The organism is Massilia sp. GCM10023247 (assembly GCF_042653325.1).
GTDB lineage: Bacteria > Pseudomonadota > Gammaproteobacteria > Burkholderiales > Burkholderiaceae_D > Telluria.
On record NZ_JBHSIB010000009.1, the window covers coordinates 99,791 to 122,539 of the forward strand.

General features: G+C 63.8%; 21 protein-coding genes. All 21 read left to right on the forward strand.

Annotated features, from left to right (window positions below; all coding sequences use genetic code 11):
- Positions 1–290: 290 nt before the first annotated feature.
- The 21 genes from ACFPAH_RS08360 to hisH all read left to right on the forward strand — a co-directional run bounded on the left by ACFPAH_RS08360 (position 291) and on the right by hisH (position 22,738).
- Entirely contained in the window at positions 291–1,502 is a 1,212-nt protein-coding gene (locus ACFPAH_RS08360) for a PAS domain-containing sensor histidine kinase (RefSeq protein WP_379743519.1), read from the forward strand.
- Positions 1,499–2,179, forward strand: coding sequence for a response regulator transcription factor (locus ACFPAH_RS08365; protein WP_379743522.1), 681 nt, complete (start codon positions 1,499–1,501; stop codon positions 2,177–2,179). Before ACFPAH_RS08360 ends, ACFPAH_RS08365 begins: the two co-directional genes overlap by 4 nt.
- A gap of 210 nt (positions 2,180–2,389) precedes the next feature.
- Positions 2,390–3,094 (forward strand): transposase, encoded by a 705-nt coding sequence (locus ACFPAH_RS08370; RefSeq protein ID WP_379743525.1) that lies wholly within the window; start codon positions 2,390–2,392, stop codon positions 3,092–3,094.
- 296 nt (positions 3,095–3,390) lie between these two features.
- Positions 3,391–8,112 carry a glutamate synthase-related protein gene (locus tag ACFPAH_RS08375; protein WP_379743528.1) on the forward strand — a complete coding sequence of 1,574 codons (4,722 nt, stop codon included), beginning with the start codon at positions 3,391–3,393 and terminating at the stop codon, positions 8,110–8,112.
- Positions 8,113–8,229: 117 nt separating this feature from the next.
- Positions 8,230–9,693 (forward strand): glutamate synthase subunit beta, encoded by a 1,464-nt coding sequence (locus tag ACFPAH_RS08380; protein ID WP_379743532.1) that lies wholly within the window; start codon positions 8,230–8,232, stop codon positions 9,691–9,693.
- 339 nt (positions 9,694–10,032) lie between these two features.
- Positions 10,033–10,836 (forward strand): ABC transporter ATP-binding protein, encoded by an 804-nt coding sequence (locus ACFPAH_RS08385; protein ID WP_379743535.1) that lies wholly within the window; start codon positions 10,033–10,035, stop codon positions 10,834–10,836.
- Positions 10,833–11,615, forward strand: a complete 783-nt coding sequence (gene mlaE, locus ACFPAH_RS08390; protein ID WP_379743537.1) for a lipid asymmetry maintenance ABC transporter permease subunit MlaE — start codon at positions 10,833–10,835, stop codon at positions 11,613–11,615. The genes ACFPAH_RS08385 and mlaE overlap by 4 nt, the downstream gene beginning before the upstream one ends.
- Before the next feature lie 71 nt (positions 11,616–11,686).
- Entirely contained in the window at positions 11,687–12,160 is a 474-nt protein-coding gene (mlaD, locus tag ACFPAH_RS08395) for an outer membrane lipid asymmetry maintenance protein MlaD (protein WP_379743540.1), read from the forward strand.
- Positions 12,157–12,996: a VacJ family lipoprotein gene (locus ACFPAH_RS08400; RefSeq protein WP_379743543.1), complete on the forward strand. Its 840-nt coding sequence runs from the start codon at positions 12,157–12,159 to the stop codon at positions 12,994–12,996. The genes mlaD and ACFPAH_RS08400 overlap by 4 nt, the downstream gene beginning before the upstream one ends.
- Positions 12,997–13,098: 102 nt before the next feature.
- Positions 13,099–13,746, forward strand: coding sequence for an MlaC/ttg2D family ABC transporter substrate-binding protein (locus ACFPAH_RS08405; RefSeq protein ID WP_379743546.1), 648 nt, complete (start codon positions 13,099–13,101; stop codon positions 13,744–13,746).
- Positions 13,747–13,748: 2 nt separating this feature from the next.
- Entirely contained in the window at positions 13,749–14,024 is a 276-nt protein-coding gene (locus ACFPAH_RS08410; protein ID WP_379743549.1) for an STAS domain-containing protein, read from the forward strand.
- A 276-nt stretch (positions 14,025–14,300) separates the two neighbouring features.
- On the forward strand, positions 14,301–15,221 hold the full coding sequence (locus tag ACFPAH_RS08415) for an ABC transporter ATP-binding protein (RefSeq protein ID WP_379743552.1): 921 nt from the start codon (positions 14,301–14,303) through the stop codon (positions 15,219–15,221).
- A complete protein-coding gene (locus tag ACFPAH_RS08420; RefSeq protein ID WP_379743555.1) occupies positions 15,218–15,985 on the forward strand; it encodes an ABC transporter permease in 768 nt (255 codons plus the stop codon). Before ACFPAH_RS08415 ends, ACFPAH_RS08420 begins: the two co-directional genes overlap by 4 nt.
- A 31-nt stretch (positions 15,986–16,016) precedes the next feature.
- A complete protein-coding gene (locus ACFPAH_RS08425) occupies positions 16,017–16,253 on the forward strand; it encodes a BolA family protein (RefSeq protein ID WP_379743558.1) in 237 nt (78 codons plus the stop codon).
- Positions 16,254–16,255: 2 nt separating this feature from the next.
- Entirely contained in the window at positions 16,256–17,506 is a 1,251-nt protein-coding gene (gene murA / locus ACFPAH_RS08430) for a UDP-N-acetylglucosamine 1-carboxyvinyltransferase (protein ID WP_379743561.1), read from the forward strand.
- An 18-nt stretch (positions 17,507–17,524) separates the two neighbouring features.
- Positions 17,525–18,199: an ATP phosphoribosyltransferase gene (hisG, locus tag ACFPAH_RS08435; RefSeq protein WP_379743565.1), complete on the forward strand. Its 675-nt coding sequence runs from the start codon at positions 17,525–17,527 to the stop codon at positions 18,197–18,199.
- 3 nt (positions 18,200–18,202) lie between these two features.
- Positions 18,203–19,531, forward strand: coding sequence for a histidinol dehydrogenase (gene hisD / locus ACFPAH_RS08440; RefSeq protein WP_379743568.1), 1,329 nt, complete (start codon positions 18,203–18,205; stop codon positions 19,529–19,531).
- On the forward strand, positions 19,528–20,382 hold the full coding sequence (locus tag ACFPAH_RS08445) for a DNA-methyltransferase (RefSeq protein ID WP_379743571.1): 855 nt from the start codon (positions 19,528–19,530) through the stop codon (positions 20,380–20,382). The genes hisD and ACFPAH_RS08445 overlap by 4 nt, the downstream gene beginning before the upstream one ends.
- Positions 20,379–21,473: a histidinol-phosphate transaminase gene (gene hisC / locus ACFPAH_RS08450; protein WP_379743574.1), complete on the forward strand. Its 1,095-nt coding sequence runs from the start codon at positions 20,379–20,381 to the stop codon at positions 21,471–21,473. The genes ACFPAH_RS08445 and hisC overlap by 4 nt, the downstream gene beginning before the upstream one ends.
- A gap of 28 nt (positions 21,474–21,501) precedes the next feature.
- On the forward strand, positions 21,502–22,092 hold the full coding sequence (hisB, locus tag ACFPAH_RS08455; RefSeq protein WP_379743577.1) for an imidazoleglycerol-phosphate dehydratase HisB: 591 nt from the start codon (positions 21,502–21,504) through the stop codon (positions 22,090–22,092).
- A 4-nt stretch (positions 22,093–22,096) separates the two neighbouring features.
- Positions 22,097–22,738: an imidazole glycerol phosphate synthase subunit HisH gene (hisH, locus tag ACFPAH_RS08460; RefSeq protein ID WP_379743580.1), complete on the forward strand. Its 642-nt coding sequence runs from the start codon at positions 22,097–22,099 to the stop codon at positions 22,736–22,738.
- The last annotated feature ends 11 nt before the right edge of the window (positions 22,739–22,749 follow it).

Consider the following 22,749-nt stretch of genomic DNA (forward strand, 5'->3'; position numbering starts at 1 on the left):
CCAGCGCCGCCCGTTGCGCGTGCACGTCAAGGGCGCCGAATTCTGTTCAATATCTCGTAAGTAACAACCAAGCGCGCGCAAAAGACCGGGACGGTCTATGTCAACTGAATAGAATTCGGTGTCTATGCAGGCTTGTCTGACGATATTCGATGCATCTGCCTCTCCTGCTTCTTTAATTTCTTGTCATTACAGTAAGGCCGCCTATACAAACAGGCGTGTACGGCGATATACTCCTTGGCTGCGGCCACTCCCCAGTCGGCCACGTTTCCACATTTTCTGGAAGGGTCTGGATGAACCGCAGCGCGCACAACGGGTCCGGCAGCGCGAGCCTGGAACTGGCTGAGCAGTTCCGTGTCATCGCCGAGATCGGCGGCGACATCGCTTTCAGCATCGACTGCGCCAGCGGCGAGCTGCGCTACGTGAGTCCTTCCATTGAACAGCTACTTGGTTACAAGCCCGACGAGGTCAAGGCCAGCCTGCGGCCGGACGGCCCGCTGGCCGCGCTGTGTAATGGCCTGCCGGAACGCATACGGCGCCTGCGCGCCGGCGACCGCAGCCGCCTGCGGCTGGTGCGCGAAACCGAGTTGCACGGTGCACACGGCTATCCGGTCCCGGTCGAAATCATTTCCTCGCTGATGTGCGATGCCGGCGGCGCGCCCATGGCCCTGGTCGGCATCGTGCGCGACCTGTCGGCGCGGCGCTTGCGCGAAGCCGAGCAGAAGCGCTTCGCCAGCATGCTCAACCACGAGTTCCGCACACCCCTGTCGACCATCGACGGCGCCATCCAGCGCCTGGAAGCGACCGGCAGCCAGGTCGACGAGGCCAGGCGCGCACGGTATCGCAAGATTGCCGTGGCCACCGACCGCCTGATCGCCATGCTCGACGATTACCTGTCGCCCGAGCGCATGGCCGGGATCGGCAGCGAACGCCAGCCGACCTCGCTTGCGCCACGTCAACTACTGGAAGAGGGCGCCGCCCAGGTGCGCGCGGCCGGCCGCGTCGCCAGCATCCGCACGCACGACTTGCCGGATTCGCTGCGCTGCAATCCGGAAGGCCTGCGGCTGGCGTTGAAAGTTCTGGTCGATAACGCGATTGCCTATTCCGGCAGCAGCACCACGATCGCCTTCAGCGGGCGCCTGGCCGCCAGCGGCCTCGAATTGAGCGTGCGCGACCATGGCCCCGGCGTGCCGCCCGGCGAACAGGAGCGCGTGTTCGAGAAATTTTATCGTTGCAGCAATGCCGAAGGCCTGCCGGGCAGCGGCCTGGGCCTGTACATGGCGCGTTCGATCGTGGAAGTGCACGGCGGCGTGCTGAACCTCGTCAGCCCGGCGGGCGGCGGCGCCGAGTTCCGCATCTGGCTGCCGGTCGCGGGCGCCGCCAAACCCCTTGCACCAAAACAGTGCAACAGTGATAATCATCCGCGTTCACGGCCGCGCGCCGACGCCGGACTTCCTGCCACCACCGACAGGCAATTTGAAACAGAGAAGATGGCCAATCGATGACGCAGATTCTGATTGTTGAAGACAACGACGATTACGCAGGAGATATGGCCGAGTTCCTGCGCGAGCTCGATCATGAAGTGACGGTGGCCACGTCGGCCGCCGACATGTGGGCGGCCCTGACGCGCACGCCTGCCGCCGTGGTCGTGCTCGACCTCGGCCTGCCGGACGAGGACGGCTTTACCGTCATCCCGCGCATGCGCCAGCTGTACCCGGAAATCGGCTTGCTGGTGCTGACCGGACGCGTCGCGTTCGACAACCGCATCCTCGGCCTGCAACTGGGTGCCGACCACTATTTGACCAAGCCGATCAAGTTCCCGGAACTGGCCGCCCATATCGAGGCACTGGGCCGGCGCGTGAAACCCACCGAGCCGGCACCGCTGCCGGACAAGTGGATCCTGCGCGTGAGCGCACGCCAGCTCGAGCTGATGGGCAAAGTCATCGATTTGACCGAAAAAGAGTTTAATTTCCTGCACCTGTTGACCATCAACACCCGCCCGGTGCCGCGCGCCACCATCGTGGCCGGCATGGGAGGAGACGATCCGGACGCCAGCCGCCGGGTCGACATGCTGGTCTACCGCCTGCGCAAGAAAACACGCGCGGCGCTGGGGCAGGAGTTGCCGCTGCGCAGCGCGTATGGCGAGGGCTACAGCCTGTCGGCGGGCTTTACGCTGGCTTGATGGGTAGAGTGGACTCCCGAGTCCACGCGTAAACGCTGCCCAGCCCGAAACTTTCCCGCGCCCATGGAGCGTTCGCAGCGGTGGACTCGGGCGCCCACCCTACAAATCGGGACAGAGTCGACCTCAAAATCCGCAAGGCTGAAATTAATCGGGGACATGGTCGCAGGCTTGCGCTAAAATAGCTCATATTGCCGCTATTTTACGCACCCCATGGCCCGCCAACCCCGCCTGATCCTGCCCAAGCAGCCCCACCACATCGTCCAGCGCGGCAACGACCGCCAGCTGATCTTCCGCGAACCCGAAGACTACGAGCGCTTCCTCGGCTGGCTGAAGGAAGCGAGCCGATCCTACCGGGTCGCGATCCACGCCTACGCGCTGCTGCCGACCCAGCTGCATTTGCTGGCCACACCCGAGACCGAAGCGGGGCTGGCGGCGATGATGCAAAAGCTCGGCCGCTTCTACGTTCCCTGGTACAACAACAAATATGCGCGGGCCGGCGGGCTGTTCGAGGGCCGTTTCCGTACCGCCGTCGTTGCACCCGACCGCCATTTCCTGATGTGCAGCCGTTTCATCGAGCTGGCGCCGGTGCGCGAAGGCCAGGCCGTCGAGCCGGGCGCCTACCGCTGGTCGAGTTATCCCCATCATGCCGGCCTGCAGGCGGACGGCACCATCGTCGACCACGCGCTGTTCTGGGCGCTGGGCAATACGCCCTTCCAGCGCGAAGCCGCGTATATCGAGCTGGTGCAGCAGGGCATCGCCGCCGACGAGCTGGAGCAGATCGCCGCCTCGGTGCGCAGTGGCCAGCCGCTCGGCTCACAAGCTTTTAAAGTCGAGCTCGAACAGCAGACCCAGCGCCGCATCCTGCCCGCCAAGCGCGGCCGCCCATTCAAGACGCCGCCTGCCGCCGCGGACTGAACGCGTGTCATGTGGCGCCGCGCGCTGCATCGGATCTCTTGCCCTATCAAGGCCGCGCAGCGGCCTCGACGGCTTTGCGCCCGTCCGCAATATTCTGCCGTAAAGCCTTGCTTGATATGAATTTAGAACGAGCAAAACCCGGTTTTTTCGCGCCGATTAACTATGTCCCTAATTAAGCAGTGCGGATGGGTCGGCGACATTAATTCGACTCCGACCCTGATTGTTCTTCTTGCTGCCTCTGCTGCATTGCACTATTCTCGGCCTTCAACCCCCGAAAAAGCTGTGGAGAGCACCTCATGATTGCCCAAGGTTTATACGATCCCGCCAATGAACATGATGCCTGCGGCGTCGGTTTCATCGCCCACATCAAGGGCAACAAGAGCCATTCGATTATCGATCAGGGGCTGTTGATCCTGAAGAACCTGGACCACCGGGGCGCCGTCGGCGCCGACCCGCTGATGGGCGACGGTGCCGGCATCCTGATCCAGATTCCCGACCAGTATTTCCGCGACGAGATGGCCAAGCAGGGCGTGGAACTGCCGCCGCCCGGCGAATACGGCGTCGGCATGGTGTTCCTGCCGAAGGAACACGCCTCGCGCATCGCCTGCGAACAGGAAATCGAGCGCGCCGTGCGCATCGAGGGACAGGTCGTGCTCGGCTGGCGCAACGTGCCGGTCGACGAAGCGATGCCGATGTCGCCGACGGTGCGCGAGAAAGAACCGGTGATCCGCCAGATTTTCATCGGCCGCGGCCCGGACATCATGGTCACCGATGCGCTCGAGCGCAAACTGTACGTGATCCGCAAATCCTCGGGCCACGCGATCCAGGCGTTAAAACTCTTGCACGGCAAGGAATTCTTCGTGCCCTCGATGTCGGCACGCACCATCGTCTATAAAGGCTTGCTGCTGGCGGACCAGGTCGGCGTCTATTACAAGGACTTGCAGGACCCGCGGTGCGTCTCGGCGCTGGCGCTGGTGCACCAGCGCTTCTCGACCAACACCTTCCCCGAGTGGCCGCTGTCGCACCCGTACCGCCTGATTGCGCATAACGGCGAGATCAACACCGTCAAGGGCAATTTCAACTGGACCCGCGCGCGCGAAGGCATGATGAAGTCGGCCGTGCTGGGCGACGACCTGCATAAACTGTTCCCGCTGATCTACGAGGGCCAGTCCGACACCGCCTGCTTCGACAATGCGCTGGAATTGCTGGTAATGGCCGGCTATCCGATCGCCCAGGCAATGATGATGATGATTCCCGAGGCCTGGGAAAACCACACGGCGATGGACGAGAACCGCAAGGCGTTTTATGAATACCACGCCGCGATGATGGAGCCCTGGGACGGCCCGGCCGCCATGGCCTTCACGGACGGCCGCCACATCGGCGGCACCCTGGACCGCAATGGCCTGCGCCCGGCGCGCTATGTCGTCACCGAAGACGACCTGGTCATCATGGCCTCGGAATCGGGCGTGCTGCCGATCCCGGAATCGCGCATCGTCAAGAAGTGGAGGCTGCAGCCCGGCAAGATGTTCCTGATCGACCTGGAAGCGGGCCGCATCATCGACGATAAAGAGCTGAAAGACACCTATTCGAACGCCAAGCCCTATAAAGCCTGGATCAAGTCGGTGCGCATCAAGCTCAACGAAATCAAGCTGAGCGAGTCGCAGCTGGCGCAAAACCGCGCCAAGGATACGCCGGCCCAGGGTGAGAAAGCGGCGACCTCGCTGCTGGACCGCCAGCAAGCCTTCGGCTACACCCAGGAGGATCTGAAATTCCTGATGGCGCCGATGGCGGTGCTGGGCGAAGAGGCGACCGGTTCGATGGGCAACGATTCGCCGCTCGCGGTGATGTCGAACAAGCTCAAACCTTTGTACAATTATTTTAAACAATTGTTTGCCCAGGTGACGAACCCGCCGATCGACCCGATCCGCGAGAGCATGGTGATGTCGCTGGTGTCCTTCATCGGTCCCAGGCCGAACCTGCTCGACACGAACAACGTCAATCCGCCGATGCGTCTTGAGGTGTCGCAGCCGGTGCTCGGCTTCGACGACATGGCGCGCCTGCGTTCGATCAGCCTGCACACCGGCGGCAAATTTAAATCGTATGAACTGAACATCTGCTACCCGGTTTCCTGGGGCAAGGCCGGCATCGAAGCCTCGCTCGCCTCGCTCTGCGCGGAAGCGGTCGATGCAGTGAAATCCGGCCACAACATCCTGATCGTCTCGGACCGTAACGTCTCGAGCGAACAGGTCGCGATTCCCGCCCTGCTCGCCACCTCGACCATCCACCAGCACCTGGTGGGCCGCGGCCTGCGCGCCTCGACCGGCCTGGTGGTCGAAACCGGCTCGGCGCGCGAGACGCATCACTTCGCGCTGCTGGCCGGCTACGGCGCGGAAGCCGTGCACCCGTACCTGGCGCTGGAAACCCTGACCGACCTGGCCCAGCACCTGCCGCACGAGATGGCGCCCGACGTCGCCGCCTATAACTACACCAAGGCGATCGGCAAGGGCCTGATGAAGGTGATGTCGAAGATGGGCATCTCGACCTACATGTCCTACTGCGGCGCGCAGATCTTCGAAGCGGTCGGCCTGAACAAGTCACTGGTGGACAAATACTTCCGCGGCACCTCGTCGACCGTGGAAGGAATCGGCCTGTTCGAAGTCGCCGAAGAAGCGCTGCGCCTGCACAAGCTCGCCTTCGGTCCCGACCCGCTGCTGGCGAATGCCCTCGATACCGGCGGCGAATATGCCTTCCGCGTGCGCGGCGAAGACCATATGTGGACCCCGGACGCGATCGCGAAACTGCAGCACTCGACCCGCGCCAACAATTTCAATACCTATAAAGAGTACGCCCAGCTCATCAACGACCAGAGCCGCCGTCACCTGACCCTGCGCGGCCTGTTCGAGTTCAAGATCGATCCCAGCAAGGCGATTCCGCTGGGAGAGGTCGAGCCGGCCAAGGAAATCGTGAAACGTTTCGTGACCGGCGCCATGTCGCTCGGCTCGATCAGCACGGAAGCGCACGCGACGCTGGCCATTGCCATGAACCGCATCGGCGGCAAGAGCAATACGGGAGAAGGCGGCGAAGACCCGCGCCGCTACCTGAACGAGTTCAAGGGCATCAAGATTTCCAAGGGCGAGACGCTGGCGTCGGTGCTCGGTACCGATCGCGTTGCCGTCGACATCCCGCTGGAAGAAGGCGACTCGCTGCGCTCGAAGATCAAGCAGGTGGCCTCGGGGCGTTTCGGCGTCACCGCCGAATACCTGAACGCGGCCGACCAGATCCAGATCAAGATGGCGCAGGGCGCCAAGCCGGGCGAAGGCGGCCAGCTGCCGGGCCATAAAGTGTCGGAATACATTGCCTCGCTGCGCTTCTCGGTGCCGGGCGTGGGCCTGATCTCTCCGCCGCCGCACCACGACATCTATTCGATCGAAGACCTGGCGCAGCTGATCCACGACCTGAAAAACGCGAATCCGAGCGCCTCGATCTCCGTGAAACTGGTGTCGGAAGTGGGCATCGGTACCGTCGCGGCCGGCGTGTCGAAGGCGAAAGCCGACCACGTGGTCGTCGCCGGCCACGACGGCGGCACCGGCGCCTCGCCGCTGTCCTCCGTAAAACATGCGGGCACGCCGTGGGAACTGGGCCTGGCCGAAACCCAGCAGACCCTGGTGCTGAACGGTTTGCGCAGCCGCATCCGCGTGCAGGCCGACGGCCAGATGAAGACCGGACGCGACGTCGTGATCGCCGCCATGCTGGGCGCCGACGAGATCGGCTTTGCGACGGCGCCGCTGGTGGTCGAAGGCTGCATCATGATGCGCAAGTGCCACCTGAACACCTGCCCGGTGGGCGTGGCGACGCAAGACCCGGTGCTGCGCGCCAAGTTCCAGGGCAAGCCGGAACACGTCGTGAATTACTTCTTTTTTGTTGCCGAAGAGGCGCGCCAGCTGATGGCGCAGCTCGGCATCCGTACGTATGACGAGCTGATCGGCCGCGCCGACCTGCTCGACAAATCGAAGGCGATCACCCACTGGAAGGCGCAGGGCCTCGACTTCTCCAACATTTTTTACCAGCCGCACAGCGACGCTCGCCGCAACCTGTTCCACTCCGACGAGCAAGACCACGGCCTGGATCGCGCACTCGATCACAAGCTGATCACGCAAGCGAAGGCGGCGCTGGAAAAGGGCGAACGCGTGTCCTTCATTTCGCCGGTGAGAAACGTCAACCGCACGGTCGGCACCATGCTCTCGGGCGAGGTCGCCAAGCGCTACGGCCATGCCGGGCTGCCGGACGACACCATCCACATCCAGCTGCACGGCACGGCCGGGCAGTCGGCGGCGGCCTTCCTGGCGGCCGGCATCACGATCGACCTGGTCGGCGAAGGCAATGACTACGTGGGCAAGGGCCTGTCCGGCGGGCGCATCATCGTGCGCCCGAACACGGAATTCCGCGGCTGGGCGGTGGACAACATCATCGTCGGCAACACCGTGCTGTACGGCGCGATTTCCGGAGAGGCCTATTTCAATGGCGTGGCCGGCGAGCGCTTCGCCGTGCGTAACTCGGGCGCCGTCGCGGTGGTCGAGGGCTGTGGCGACCACGGCTGCGAATACATGACCGGCGGTACCGTCGTCGTGCTCGGCGAAACCGGGCGCAACTTCGCCGCCGGCATGTCGGGCGGCGTGGCCTATGTCTACGATCCGAAGGACGAATTCGCAGGGCGCTGCAACACGACCATGGTCAACCTCGAGCGCGTGCTGTCCACCAAGGAGCAGGGCGACGTCTCCGGCTGGCACAGCCAGGCGCGCGACGGCGAGCGCGAGTCGGACGAGGCCATCCTGCGCCGCCTGATCGAACGCCACTTCAAGCACACCGGCAGCACCCGTGCGCGCCAGCTGCTGGACGATTGGGCCAACAGCCGCGCCAAGTTCGTCAAGGTCTTCCCGACCGACTACAAGCGCGCGCTGGAAGAGATGCACAACAGCAGCATGGAAGAAGCGAACGACAAGATCGAACTGGCTGCCTGAAGCGCGAACAACAACGTAGGGTGGACGGCTTTGCCGTCCACGCGTTCAACCAGCGCCGGCATAGCTGCGCTGCGAGAAAACACCGGTGCCCGGCACCGGCAAAGCAAAGGATAAAACGTGGGCAAAATCACCGGCTTCATGGAATTCGAACGGCAGGAAGAAGATCACCTCGACCCTGCCGCACGCGTCAAGAACTACAAGGAATTCGTCCTCACCCTGAGCGACGGCCAGGCCAAGCTGCAGGGCGCACGCTGCATGGACTGCGGCATCCCCTTCTGTAACACGGGCTGCCCGGTCAACAACATGATTCCCGACTGGAACGACCTGGTCTATCACAACAATTACAAGGCGGCCAGCGACAACCTGCACTCGACCAACAACTTCCCGGAAGTGACGGGCCGCATCTGCCCGGCGCCCTGCGAAGCGGCCTGCACGCTGGGCATCAACGACGAGCCGGTCGGCATCAAGTCGATCGAACGCAAGATCGCCGACGCCGCCTGGGAACGCGGCTATGTCGTGCCCCAGCCGCCCCTGACGAAAACCGGGAAGAAGGTGGCCGTCGTCGGTTCCGGTCCGGCCGGCCTGGCCGCGGCCCAGCAGCTGGCACGCGCAGGCCATGATGTCACCGTGTTCGAAAAGAGCGACCGCATCGGCGGCCTGCTGCGCTACGGCATTCCCGATTTCAAGATGGAAAAGGGCCTGATCGACCGCCGCGTCGAGCAGATGCAGGCGGAGGGCGTGACTTTCCGCACAAGCGTCCTGATCGGCAAGGATTTCCCTGCCACCGTCAGCAACATGGCGCGCGACACGATCTTCCCGGAAGACCTGCACGCCGAGTTCGATGCGATCGTGATGGCCGGCGGCGCCGAGCAGCCGCGCGACCTGCCGGTCCCGGGCCGCGAGCTGAAGGGCGTGCATTTCGCAATGGACTTCCTGCCCCAGCAAAACCGGGCGAATGCCGGCGATAAATTCAAGGACCAGATCAAGGCGACGGGAAAACACGTGGTCGTGATCGGCGGCGGCGACACCGGTTCCGACTGCGTCGGCACCTCGAACCGGCATGGCGCCGCCAGCGTCACCCAGTTCGAACTGATGCCGATGCCGCCCGAGCACGAGAACAAACCTCTCGTCTGGCCCTACTGGCCGACCAAGCTGCGCACCTCGTCCTCGCACGAGGAGGGCTGCGAACGCGATTTCGCCGTGGCCACCAAGCGTTTCGAAGGCAAGAACGGCAAAGTCGAGAAGCTGGTCGCCTGCCGCGTCGAGTGGAAAGACGGCAAGATGACGGAAGTGCCGGGCAGCGAATTCGAGATGCAGGCGGACCTGGTGTTCCTGGCGATGGGCTTTGTTTCTCCGGTTCAGCAGGTGCTCGACGCCTTCGGGGTGCAGAAGGATGCGCGCGGCAATGCGCGGGCCGCAGTCGAAGGCGAGACCGCCTATCAAACCTCCGCTCCCAAGGTGTTCGTGGCCGGCGACATGCGCCGCGGCCAGTCGCTGGTGGTATGGGCGATCCGCGAGGGGAGGCAGTGCGCTCGCGCAGTCGACGAGTTCCTGATGGGTTCGTCGGTGCTGCCGCGCTAAGGCGGCTGTCCTGCCACGGGTGGGCGCGCGCCCACCCCGCATGCCCAACATGCTCTTGCGCAGTGCAGCAAAACACGCGATGTGCCGCCCTTGCCGGGTAAGGATCTCATCCGCCTTAAATGTATTGCACTACGGCAAAATTCGTTTAAAAACGCTGATGTATGTATGTTCAAGGAAACTTTCTTATATAAATCAGCAGCTTACGACAAAAAATATCTGACTCTTCGGTTATTAGTGTTGTAGCGGCACATCGGATTCGTGCCAAAAACAGAGCTAGGCCAAGCAGGAATTGTGGTTTCTGCACTACAATACGGGATTCTCTAAAACCGACTATCCCTTGTGCCTAACCTTGTAGAAATACGTGATCTCGAGTTCGCCTATGGCGATCGCAAGATCCTGTCGAACCTGCGCATGGATTTCCCGCGCGGCAAGCTTATTGCCGTCATGGGTGGCTCCGGCTGCGGCAAGACGACGGTGCTGCGCCTGATCGGCGGACAAATCCGTCCCCAGCGCGGCGAAGTGCGGGTCGGCGGCGAGGTCGTGCACAAGCTCAACACCAAAGGCCTGTACCGCCTGCGCCGCCGGATGGGCATGCTGTTCCAGTTCGGCGCGCTGTTCACCGACCTCAGCATCTTCGACAACGTCGCCTTCCCGCTGCGCGAACATACGAACCTGTCGGAAGAGCTGATCCGCGACCTGGTGCTGATGAAATTGAATGCCGTCGGCCTGCGCAATGCCTCGAAGCTGAAACCCGGAGAAATCTCCGGCGGCATGGCGCGCCGCGTGGCCGTGGCGCGCGCCATTGCGCTCGACCCCGAACTGATCATGTATGACGAGCCGTTCGCCGGCCTCGACCCGATCTCGATGGGCCTGACCGCCAGCCTGATCCGCAACCTGAACGACGCGCTCGGCTCCACGTCGATCCTCGTCTCGCACGACGTCAACGAAACCTTCGCCATCGCCGACTATGTTTATTTCATGTCGGCCGGCATGATCGTCGCCGAAGGCACGCCGGCCGAGCTGCGCGTCTCGACCGATCCCTACGTCAAACAGTTCGTCAATGCCGAACCGGACGGTCCGGTGCCTTTCCACTATCCGGGGACCTCGCTCGCCGACGACCTTGGCCTGGGAGGGCAGCGATGATCCTGCGTTTACTTGGAAGCGTCGGCGCCACCGTGCGCGAGGCGATCGAAAGCCTCGGCTTTGCCAGCCGCGCCTTTATCAACCTGCTGCGCTACGCGCCGGGTGCCTTCCGCCGTCCGTCCCTGATTTCCGAGCAGATCCATTTCATCGGTAATTACTCGCTGGTGATCACGATCGTCTCCGGCCTGTTCGTCGGCCTGGTGCTGGGCCTGCAGTTCTACGTCAACCTGATCCAGTTCGGCGCCGAAGATAAACTCGGGTCGCTGGTGGCCCTGTCGCTGATCCGCGAACTGGGCCCGGTGGTCACGGCGCTGCTGTTCGCGGGCCGCGCCGGCACCTCGCTGACGGCCGAAATCGGCTTGATGAAAGCGGGCGAACAACTCTCCGCCATGGAAATGATGGCGGTCAATCCGGTGCAGCGCGTGCTGGCGCCCCGTTTCTGGGGCGGCGTCATCGCCATGCCGGTACTGGCGGCCGTGTTCTCGGCGGTGGGCATCATGGGCAGCTACCTGGTGGCCGTCAAAATGCTCAGCCTCGACGAGGGCGCCTTCTGGTCGCAGATGCAGGCTGGCGTCGACGTGCACCGTGACGTGATCAGCAGCATCATCAAGAGTTTCGTGTTCGGCATCGCCGTGACGTTTACCGCCGTGTTCCAGGGCTACCACGTCAAGCCGACCCCGGCCGACGTTGCCCGTGCGACCACGCGCACCGTCGTCATCGCCTCGCTGCTGGTGCTGGGCCTCGACTTCGTCATGACTGCCTTGATGTTTACTCAGTAACTGAGGCAGTCACTGAGTCAATTACTGTTTGGTTTGGCCGCGCACAGACGGCCTGAATACTAGGAATTACTATGCACCGTAAAATCATCGATGTCTGGGTTGGATTGTTCGTCCTGCTGGGCGCTGCCGCCATCCTCTTCCTGGCGCTGCAGGCAGGAAACATGAGCTCGCTCTCGTTCGCCGAGACCTACGCCGTGACCGGGAAGTTCGACAACATTGGTGGATTGAAGCCACAGGCGCCGGTCAAGAGCGCTGGTGTCGTGGTCGGCCGGGTAGGCGACATTTCATTCGACGACAAGACTTATCAGGCGCTGGTGCGCCTTGATCTGGACCCAAGCTACAAGTTCCCGAAAGATTCGTCGCTCAAGATCCTCACCGCAGGACTGCTGGGCGAGCAATACATCGGCATCGAACCGGGCGGCGAGCTGGAAAACCTCGTCGACGGCGATCGAATCAATCGTACGCAATCGGCCACCGTGCTGGAAGACCTGATCAACCAGTTCATCTACAGCAAGGCGGCCGAAGGAAAGGAAGGCAGCGAATGAAGAGCAAGAAAATGCATGCTGTAGTACCCCGTACCGCGCGCCGTACCGGTCTGGCCCTGGCAGTCGCAGGCAGCGCCCTGCTGGCCGGCTGCGCCACCCCCAGCAATCCGCAAGACCCGCTCGAAAAGTTCAACCGCGCCAGCTTCGCCTTCAACGACGCGGTCGACCGCGTTGCCCTGAAGCCGGCGGCAACGGCTTACAAGAACGTGCTGCCCGGCTTCGCCCAGACTGGCGTTAACAATTTCTTCGGCAACCTGTCCGACGCCTGGAGCTCGGTCAACAACCTGCTGCAAGGCAAGGGCGAAGCCGGCATGACGGATTTCACGCGCTTTGCGCTGAATTCGACCTTCGGCATCGTCGGCCTGCTCGACATCGCTTCGGAAGCTGGGTTGCAAAAACACAACGAGGATTTCGGCCAAACCCTGGGTAAATGGGGTGTTCCTTCCGGTCCCTACTTGATGTTGCCATTGCTGGGCCCATCTACGGTGCGTGACACCGCTGCCTTGCCTGCCGATTGGTGGGCCGATCCATGGGCGCACAAGGACCCGGTCAACGTCCGCAACATCGGCGTCGGCGTGCGCGCGATCGACCAGCGCGCAACCGTCCTCGAAGCCTCGAACCTGTTCGAAGAGGCCGCCCTCGACCGCTACGAGTTCATCCGTGACGGCTTCATGCAGCGCCGCCAGAGCCAGGTGTACGACGGCGAAAGCGGCCCTGCCAGGGACGAACCGGAGGACGAGCTGGACCAGGCGCCGCCAGCAACGCAGCAGGGTCCGGCAGCGGACACGCAAGTCGCGCCGGAACCGGCGGCGCCAGCCGAAACGCCGCGCAAGTAATGCGCAACCGTAAAAATTGTATGCATATATGAAGTTGGCTTACGCACCGCTGGACGCGGCGCATACTCCAACCTTTCCGCAAACAACGATAAAAGAGAGCTTATGAAACCAATCGCCCAATTGATCGCTACCGCCGCCACGCTCGTCTTCGCCACCAGCGTCATCGCCGCCCCGGCTCCTGCCGCCAATGAAGCGCCGGACGTGCTCGTCAAGCGCATCAGCGCCGACGTCATCGACACCGTCAAGGCCGACAAGGACATCCAGGCCGGCAACCGTTCGCGCATCATGGAACTGGTCAATACCAAGATCCTGCCGTATGTCGACGCCGAAAAAATGACGGCCCAGGCCGCCGGCCGCTTCTGGCGCCAGGCCACCCCGGAACAGCAAAAGCGCCTGTCGGAAGAATTCCGCACGCTGCTGGTCTATACCTATTCCGGCGCGCTGTCCCAGATCAAGAACGAAACCGTCGAGTTCAAGCCGATGCGTGCCGAAGCCGGCGCCACCGACGTCGAGGTGCGTTCGCAGGTGAACGTCGCCCGCGGCGAGCCGATCACCCTGAACTACCGCCTGGCCAAGGGCGCGCAGGGCTGGAAGATCTACGACATCAACGTGCTGGGCGCGTGGCTGGTCGAGACCTACAAGGGCACCTTCGCTGCCGAGATCAACAAGTCGGGCATCGACGGCCTGATCAACAAGCTGGCCGAGCGCAATAAGCAGCTGGCGAACAAGCCGCTGAAGGCGCCGAAGTAAACATGGCCGAAGCAAATCCGATGTTGTCGCTCGACGCCCTGACCTTCGACACCGCCCAGGCGGCGCTGGAGCAGGGCTGCCTGGCGATCCGCGCCGGCGAGACCGTGTTCGACCTCGGCGGCGTGCGCGCCGCCGACTCGTCGGGCGTGGCCCTGCTGCTGGCCTGGCAGCGGCGCGCCCGCGACGCGGGCCAGAAGCTCACGTTCATCAATGTGCCGGCGAACATCGATGCCCTGACGCAGTTGTACGGCCTGGACGGGGTGCTGGCGCGGGGCTGAGCTCCCGGCTTCGCGCTACGTCTTATTCGATGAGCAGACCCGTAGGGTGGACGGGTTCCCCGTCCACGCGTTGAAGCGACCGGGGCGAGCCGTGCAGTGTTTTTGACCGAGGTCGAACGCGTGGACGGGAGACCCGTCCACCCTACGTCCTCCTGTTCCGGTCGTTCCTCCCTCCCCACCGTCCCCGCCAGCCTCTTGCATTCCCGATTTCCCCTATAATGGGTCGTTTCCCCGCCCGGCCTGCGTGCGCCCGCATCGCGGCCACTCCAACAATCAATGACAGCGATCCAGATTAACAGCGTCGAGAAAAGCTACAAGGCCTTCAAGGCCCTGAAAGGCGTTTCCCTGACCATCGAAGAAGGCGAGTTCTTCGGCCTGCTCGGGCCGAACGGCGCCGGCAAGACCACCCTGATCTCCACCATCGCCGGCCTGATCCGTCCGGACGTCGGCAGCGTCGCCATTCACGGCCACGACGTCGTCACCGACTTCCGCGCAGCGCGCAAGAAGCTGGGCGTGGTGCCGCAGGAACTCGTGTTCGACCCCTTCTTTACGGTGCGCGAGACGCTGCGCCTGCAGTCGGGATACTTCGGTATCAAGAACAACGACAAGTGGATCGACGAGGTGATGGAAAACCTCGACCTGACCAGCAAGGCCGACGTCAACATGCGCGCGCTCTCGGGCGGCATGAAGCGGCGCGTGCTGGTGGCCCAGGCGCTGGTGCACAAGCCGCCCGTGATCGTGCTCGACGAGCCGACCGCCGGCGTCGACGTCGAACTGCGCCAGACCCTGTGGAAGTTCATTTCGCGCCTGAACCGCGAAGGCGGCCACACGGTCGTGCTCACTACCCACTACCTGGAAGAAGCGCAGGCCATGTGCCAGCGCGTGGCGATGCTCAAATCCGGTCAAGTCGTCGCGCTCGACACGATGAACGCCTTGCTGCGCCGGGTGTCGGGCTCGCAGCTGATCGTGCACCTGAAAAGCGGAGCATTGCCGCAAGACCTGCGTCACCTGGTCTCGCACGACGAACATGGCAACGGCAGTGGCAACAAATACAGCCTGCGCGTGAACGAGTACGCCGAGGTCGAGCCGATCCTGGCGCGCCTGCGCGAGTCGGGCGCCGTGATCGACGAGATGCAGCTGCAGCAGGCCGACCTCGAGGACATTTTTATTCAGATCATGGAAAAGGGCGCCCTGTGAATTTTATTTCCGTGGGTTTCCGCACCCTGTTCTACAAAGAGATGCTGCGCTTCTGGAAGGTGGCGACGCAAACGATTGCCGCGCCGATCCTGACCGCGATGCTGTACCTGCTGATCTTCGGCCATGTGCTCGAAGGCAGGGTCGAGGTGTATCCGGGCGTGTCGTATACGGCCTTCCTGGTGCCGGGCCTGGTGATGATGAGCGTGCTGCAGAATGCGTTTGCCAACGCCTCGTCCTCGCTGATCCAGTCCAAGATCACCGGCAACCTGGTGTTCATCCTGCTGCCGCCGCTGTCGCACTGGGAAATCCTGCTCGCCTATGTGTCGGCCTCGGTCGTGCGCGGGCTGGCGGTGGGCGCCGGCGTGTTCGCGATCACGGCCTGGTTTGCGCACCTGTCGTTTGCCGCGCCGCTGTGGATCGTCGTGTTCGCGGTGCTCGGTGCCGCCATCCTCGGCACGCTCGGCGTGATCGCCGGCATCTGGGCCGACAAGTTCGACCAGCTCGCCGCTTTCCAGAACTTCCTGATCATGCCGGCCACTTTCCTCGCCGGTGTGTTCTATTCGATCCACTCGCTCCCCGCCTTCTGGCAGGCAGTCTCGCATTTCAACCCGTTCTTTTATATGATTGACGGGTTCCGCCACGGATTCTTCGGGCAGTCCGATATCTCGCCGTGGACCAGCCTTGCCGTCGTCTCCGCATTCTTCGCGGTGCTCGCGGCAGTGGCGATCAACCTGCTGCGGCACGGCTACAAGCTGCGCCACTGAAGCAGTGACTACTTAATATCTAGGAATTATCGTGTCGACCACTCCAGAACTGATCCACAGCTACATCGAAAACGGCCTGCAATGCACCCACCTGCATGTCGAGGGTGACGGCCGCCATTTCTCGGCCCTGATCGTCTCGCCCGCGTTTGCCGGCAAGCGCCCGATCCAGCGCCACCAACTGGTGTACGCAGCGCTGGGCGACCGCATGCGCGAAGAGATCCACGCGCTGTCGATGAAGACGCTGACCCCAGAAGAATACGGAGGCTGAGCATGGATAAACTCCAGATTGTCGGCGGCAAGCGCCTGAATGGCGAGATCGCGGTATCGGGCGCCAAGAACGCGGCGCTGCCCATCCTGTGCGCCGGCCTGCTCACCAGCGGCGACGTCGCCCTGTCGAACGTGCCGCGCCTGCACGACGTCAAAACCATCCTCAAGCTGCTCGCGCAGACCGGCTTGAAGGTGACCCAGGACGACGAGAACGTCACCCTGAACGGCGCCAACATCACCAGCCTGGAAGCGCCCTATGAACTGGTGAAAACCATGCGCGCCTCGATCCTGGTGCTCGGGCCCCTGCTGGCGCGCTTCGGCGAAGCCAAGGTCTCGCTGCCGGGCGGCTGCGCGATCGGTTCGCGTCCGGTCGACCAGCACATCAAGGGCCTGCGCCAGATGGGCGCCGAGATCACGATCGAAGGCGGCTATATCTACGCGAAAGCGAAGAAATTAAAAGGCGCGCGCATCCTGACCGACATGATCACCGTCACCGGCACCGAAAACCTGCTGATGGCCGCGACCCTGGCCGAAGGCGAGACGGTGCTGGAAAACGCGGCGCGCGAGCCGGAAGTGACGGATCTCGCCAACCTGCTGGTCGCCATGGGCGCGAAGATCGAGGGCATCGGCACCGACCGCCTGGTGATCCAGGGCGTATCCGAACTGCATGGCGCCAGCCACGCCGTCATCTCCGACCGCATCGAAGCGGCGACTTTCCTGTGCGCGGTGGCGGCCACCGGCGGCGACATCGTGCTCACCAATACCCGCACCGACATCTTCGATGTCGCGCTGGATAAACTGCGCGAAGTCGGCCTGCAGATGGAGATCGGGCGCGACACGATCCGCGCCCGCATGGACGCGCGTCCGCAGCCGGTATCCTTCCGCACCACCGAGTATCCCGGCTTCCCGACCGACATGCAGGCCCAGTTCATGGCGGTGAACACCATCGCCGCCGGCCCGAGCCGCGTGACCGAGACCATTTTCGAGAACCGCTTCATGCACGTGCAGGAGATGAACCGTCTCGGCGCGCAAATCTCCACCGAAGGCAATACCGCCTTCATCAAGGGCGTCGAGCGCCTGCGCGGGGCGCCGGTGATGGCGACCGACCTGCGCGCCTCGGCCTCGCTGGTGATCGCCGGCATGGCCGCCGAAGGCACGACCCTGATCGACCGCATCTATCACCTCGACCGCGGCTACGACCGCATGGAAGTGAAGTTGTCGAAGGTCGGCGCCGACATCGTGCGCATCAAATAAGCTTCAATCAAGGGCATCATGAGCATCGCAACACAAACGCCTGACGAAGGCCTGATCCTCGCGCTGTCGAAAGGCCGCATCTTCGAGGACACCCTGCCGCTGCTGGAGGCGGCCGGCATCACGGTGCTGGAAAACCCGGAAACCTCGCGCAAGCTGATCCTGCCGACCAACGACCCGAGCGTGCGCGTGCTGATCGTGCGCGCCACCGACGTGCCGACCTATGTCCAGTATGGCGCGGCCGACTTCGGCGTGGCCGGCAAGGACGTGCTGCTCGAGCATGGCGGCGAAGGCATGTACCAGCCGGTCGACCTGAACATCGCCAGCTGCCGCATGTCGGTCGCGGTGAACGCCGGCTTCGACTACGCGAATGCCGTGCGCCAGGGCGCGCGCCTGCGCGTGGCCACCAAGTTCGTCAACACCGCGCGCCAGCACTTCGCGTCGAAGGGCGTGCACGTCGATCTCATTAAACTGTACGGCTCGATGGAACTGGCGCCCCTGGTCGGGCTGTCGGACGCCATCGTCGACGTGGTCTCGACCGGCAACACGCTGCGCGCGAACAACCTGGTCGAGGTCGAGAAGATCATGGACATCTCGTCGCGCCTGGTGGTCAACCAGGCCGCACTGAAACTCAAGCGCGCGCGCTTGCAACCGATTATCGAGGCGTTCGAAAAAGCCTCCACCTCACAAGGCTGAATCATGGCAGTACAGATCCGCAAAATCGACTCCACCGACGACGGTTTTACGCAGCAGCTGCATGCGCTGCTGGCCTTCGAGGCCGCGACCGACGATGCGATCGAGTCCGCCGTCGCGCAGATCCTCGCGGACGTCAAGGCGCGCGGCGACGCCGCGGTGCTGGAATACACCAACCGTTTCGACCGCGTCAATGCGGCCGGCATGGCTGCCTTCGACCTGGCCCAGGACGAACTCGACGCCGCCCTCGCTGCGCTGCCCGCGGCGCAGCGTGCCGCGCTGCAGACCGCCGCCGAGCGCATCCGCGTGTTCCACGAGCGCCAGAAGCAGGAACTGAACGGTTTTACGTACACCGAGCCCGACGGCACGGTGCTGGGCCAGCGCGTCACGCCGCTGGACCGGGTCGGCATCTATGTCCCGGGCGGCAAGGCCGCCTATCCGTCGTCGGTGCTGATGAACGCGATTCCGGCCAAGGTCGCGGGCGTCAAGGACATCGTGATGGTGGTGCCGACCCCGGATGGCGTGAAAAACCAGATGGTGCTGGCCGCCGCCGCGATCGCCGGTGTCACGCGCGTGATCACCATCGGCGGCGCGCAAGCGGTTGCCGCGCTGGCCTACGGCACCGAGACGATTCCCGCCGTCGACAAGATCGTCGGCCCCGGCAACGCCTATGTCGCCGCCGCCAAGCGCCGCGTGTTCGGCACGGTCGGCATCGACATGATCGCCGGTCCCTCCGAGATCCTGGTGCTGTGCGACGGCACGACCGACCCGGACTGGGTGGCGATGGACCTGTTCTCGCAGGCCGAGCACGACGAGCTGGCGCAGGCGATTTTGCTGTGCCCCGACGCCGACTACATCGCCCGGGTCGAAGCGAGCATCCACAAGCTGCTGCCGACGATGCCGCGCGCGGCCACGATCACCACTTCGCTGAGCGACCGCGGCGCCCTGGTGAAAGTGCGCGACATGGAAGAGGCCTGCGCGATCGCCAACGACATCGCCGCCGAGCACCTCGAGATCTCGGCCGAGAATCCTGGGCAGTGGGCCGACCGGATCCGCCACGCCGGCGCCATGTTCCTCGGCCGTTTTTCGTCGGAATCGCTGGGCGACTATTGCTGCGGCCCGAACCACGTGCTGCCGACCTCGCGCACGGCGCGCTTCTCGTCGCCGCTGGGCGTCTACGATTTTCAAAAACGCTCGTCGCTCATCCAGGTGAGCGAAGCGGGCGCCCAGACGCTCGGTAAAGTGGCGGCCGAACTGGCCTATGGCGAAGGCCTGCAGGCGCACGCGCGCAGCGCAGAGTTGCGGCTCAACCCCGTTCCGCTCAAGCAGCCATGACGGACTGGGTCGACCAGGTCTTCTGCGAGGACGCGCTGGCTGGCCTGGCGCGCATCCCGGATGCTTCCATCGACCTGATCCTGACCGACCCGCCCTACAACCTCGGCAAGGACTACGGCAACGGCTCCGACCAGCAAAGCGTCGAAGCCTATCTCGCCTGGACCGAGGAGTGGATCGACGCCGCGCTGCCCAAGCTCAAACCCAACGGCAGCCTGTACATTTTCCTCACCTGGCGCTTCGCCCCCGAGATTTTCGTCATGCTGAAACGGCGCATGACGATGATGAACGAGATCATCTGGGACCGGCGCGTGCCCTCGATGGGCGGCAGCGTGCGCAGCTTCTCCTCGGTGCACGACACCATCGGATTCTTCGTCAGGCGCAAGGATTATTATTTCGACCTCGACGCGGTGCGCATCCCCTATGACGCCGCGACCAAGAAGGCGCGTTCGCGCTCGATCTTCGTCGGCGCGAAGTGGCTCGAGATCGGGTACAACCCGAAGGATGTGTGGAGCGTATCGCGCCTGCACCGCGAGCACCCGGAGCGCGCCGACCATCCGACCCAGAAGCCGCTCGAGATCATCGAGCGCATGATCAAGGCGTCCTGTCCGCCGGGCGGCATCGTGCTCGACCCGTTCATGGGCAGCGGCACCACCGCCATTGCCGCGCGCAACACCGGACGCCGGTTCTGCGGTTTCGAACTCAATCCCGACTACTGCGCCATCATCGACGCGCGCCTGGCCGCGCCGACGCCGGCACTCACCATCAAACAACGCAAGAGCATTGCGCGCGAGGCGAAAGCGGCCATCCGCGCCGCCAGCGCCAGCCCCAGCCCCACCGAGGAGGAAGCATGAGCTTCATCGACAACCTGATCGCCAACGTCATCCGCGAAGACATTCGCGCCATCAGCGCCTATGTGGTGCCGGACGCGAGCGGCTTCATCAAGCTCGATGCGATGGAAAACCCGTATGAATTGCCGCAGGAGCTGCGCGTGGAGCTGGGCCAGCGCCTGGCCGACGCCGTGCTCAACCGCTATCCGGTGGGCACCTATGCCACGCTCAAGGACAAGGTGCGCAGCAAACTGGGCATCCCGGCCGGCTACGAGGTCTTGCTCGGCAACGGCTCGGACGAGCTGATCCAGATCGTCACGACCACGGTCGCGAACCAGAAGCGGCGCGTCACCGTGCTGGCGCCGGTGCCCGCCTTCGTCATGTATGCGCGCTCGGCCCAGTTCGCGGGCGCCGATTTCGTCGGCGTCAAGCTGAAGCCGGACTTCTCGCTCGACATGGAAGCGATGCTGGCCGCGATTGCCCTGCACCGGCCGGCGGTAGTGTTCCTGGCCTATCCGAACAACCCGACTGGCAACCTGTTCGCGGTGGAGGACATCGAAGCCATCCTGCGCGCGCTGGGCGACACCGGTATCGCCGTGCTGGACGAAGCGTATCAGCCGTTCGCCCGCGAAACCTTCATGGACCGGCTCCAGGACTTCGAGAACCTGGTCGTGATGCGCACCGTCTCGAAACTCGGGCTGGCCGGCATCCGCCTCGGTTACATGACGGCCGCGCCCGAGCTGCTGGCCGAATTCGAGAAGGTGCGTCCGCCCTATAATGTCAACGTGCTGACCCAGGTGGCGGCCGAGTTCGTGCTCGACCACGTCGAGGTGCTCGACGCCCAGGCCGCCAGCATCAACGCCGAGCGCGCGACCCTGTCGGCCGAACTGGCGGCGCTGCCGGGAGTCGAAGTCTTTACCTCGAGCGCGAATTTCATCCTGTTGCGCGTGCCCGACGCCGTCGCCGTCTGCGAGAAACTCCGCTCCGAGAAGGTGCTGATCAAAAATTTGAGTAAAATGCATCCCATGCTGGCCAATTGCATCCGTGTCACGGTCAGCACGCCGGAAGAAAATTCCGCCTTCCTGAACGGCCTGAAGGCCGCCCTCGGCGCCTGAGGCCGACGAGTTTCCACGAGTTTTATCCATGACCCGCACCGCAGACATCACCCGCAACACCAACGAGACCCAGGTCCGCGTCTCGCTCAACCTCGACGGTACCGGCCGCCAGAAACTCAACACCGGCGTCCCTTTCCTCGACCACATGCTCGACCAGATCGCGCGCCACGGCATGATCGACCTGGAAGTCGAGGCCGTGGGTGACCTGCACATCGACGCCCACCACACGGTCGAGGACACCGGCATCACGCTCGGCATGGCCATCGCCAAGGCCGTCGGCGACAAGAAGGGCATGACCCGCTATGGCCATGCCTATGTGCCGCTCGACGAAGCGCTGTCGCGCGTGGTGATCGATTTCTCCGGCCGCCCGGGCCTGGAAATGCACATCCCCTGGACCCGTGCCATGATCGGCACCTTCGACGTCGACCTGACCGGCGAATTCTTCCGCGGCTTCGTCAACCACGCCGGCGTAACTTTGCACATCGACAACCTGCGCGGCGTGAACGCGCACCACCAGTGCGAGACCGTATTTAAAGCGTTCGGGCGCGCGCTGCGCATGGCCACCACGCTCGACGAGCGCGCCGCCGGCATCATTCCTTCGACCAAAGGCAGCCTGTAACGCCATGACGAACAAGATTGTTGTGGTTGACTATGGCATGGGCAACCTGCGTTCGGTGGCCCAGGCCCTGCGCGCTGCGGCACCGGAAGCCGACGTGATCATTTCCGGCGAGGTAGCCGACGTCGAAGCGGCCGACCGCATCGTGCTGCCCGGCCAGGGCGCCATGCGCGACTGCATGGCCAGCCTGCGCGCCTCCGGCGTCGAGGAAGCCCTGCTGCGCGCGGCAAGAACCCGGCCGATGCTGGGCGTGTGCGTCGGCGAGCAGATGCTGTTCGAATCGAGCGAGGAGGGCGATACCCCCGGCTTGGGCTTGTTGCCCGGCAAGGTGGTGCGCTTCCAGCTGGATGGAAAAGTCCAGCCCGACGGCTCGCGCTTCAAGGTGCCGCAGATGGGCTGGAACCGCGTACGCCAGACCCGTGCCCACCCGCTGTGGGACGGCATCGAGGACGGCGCCTATTTCTATTTCGTGCACAGCTACTACGCGGTGCCCGGCGAGCGCGACAACACCATCGGCGAAACCGATTACGGCGCGCCGTTCTGCTGCGCCGTCGCGCACGGGAACATCGTCGCTACCCAGTTCCACCCCGAGAAAAGCGCGGCCGCCGGGCTGCGCCTGTACCACAACTTCATCCACTGGAATCCGTGAACGCTGCCGTG

Bases quoted from the DNA above. Each gene is read 5' to 3' on its own strand.
- ACFPAH_RS08445 (WP_379743571.1), top strand. From the start codon at position 19,528: ATGACGGACTGGGTCGACCAGGTCTTCTGCGAGGACGCGCTGGCTGGC.
- hisC (WP_379743574.1), top strand. From the start codon at position 20,379: ATGAGCTTCATCGACAACCTGATCGCCAACGTCATCCGCGAAGACATT.
- ACFPAH_RS08400 (WP_379743543.1), top strand. From the start codon at position 12,157: ATGAAGAGCAAGAAAATGCATGCTGTAGTACCCCGTACCGCGCGCCGT.
- hisG (WP_379743565.1), top strand. From the start codon at position 17,525: ATGAGCATCGCAACACAAACGCCTGACGAAGGCCTGATCCTCGCGCTG.
- ACFPAH_RS08365 (WP_379743522.1), top strand. From the start codon at position 1,499: ATGACGCAGATTCTGATTGTTGAAGACAACGACGATTACGCAGGAGAT.
- mlaE (WP_379743537.1), top strand. From the start codon at position 10,833: ATGATCCTGCGTTTACTTGGAAGCGTCGGCGCCACCGTGCGCGAGGCG.
- ACFPAH_RS08370 (WP_379743525.1), top strand. From the start codon at position 2,390: ATGGCCCGCCAACCCCGCCTGATCCTGCCCAAGCAGCCCCACCACATC.
- ACFPAH_RS08405 (WP_379743546.1), top strand. From the start codon at position 13,099: ATGAAACCAATCGCCCAATTGATCGCTACCGCCGCCACGCTCGTCTTC.
- ACFPAH_RS08410 (WP_379743549.1), top strand. From the start codon at position 13,749: ATGGCCGAAGCAAATCCGATGTTGTCGCTCGACGCCCTGACCTTCGAC.
- hisD (WP_379743568.1), top strand. From the start codon at position 18,203: ATGGCAGTACAGATCCGCAAAATCGACTCCACCGACGACGGTTTTACG.
- mlaD (WP_379743540.1), top strand. From the start codon at position 11,687: ATGCACCGTAAAATCATCGATGTCTGGGTTGGATTGTTCGTCCTGCTG.
- hisH (WP_379743580.1), top strand. From the start codon at position 22,097: ATGACGAACAAGATTGTTGTGGTTGACTATGGCATGGGCAACCTGCGT.
- ACFPAH_RS08375 (WP_379743528.1), top strand. From the start codon at position 3,391: ATGATTGCCCAAGGTTTATACGATCCCGCCAATGAACATGATGCCTGC.
- hisB (WP_379743577.1), top strand. From the start codon at position 21,502: ATGACCCGCACCGCAGACATCACCCGCAACACCAACGAGACCCAGGTC.
- murA (WP_379743561.1), top strand. From the start codon at position 16,256: ATGGATAAACTCCAGATTGTCGGCGGCAAGCGCCTGAATGGCGAGATC.
- ACFPAH_RS08360 (WP_379743519.1), top strand. From the start codon at position 291: ATGAACCGCAGCGCGCACAACGGGTCCGGCAGCGCGAGCCTGGAACTG.
- ACFPAH_RS08415 (WP_379743552.1), top strand. From the start codon at position 14,301: ATGACAGCGATCCAGATTAACAGCGTCGAGAAAAGCTACAAGGCCTTC.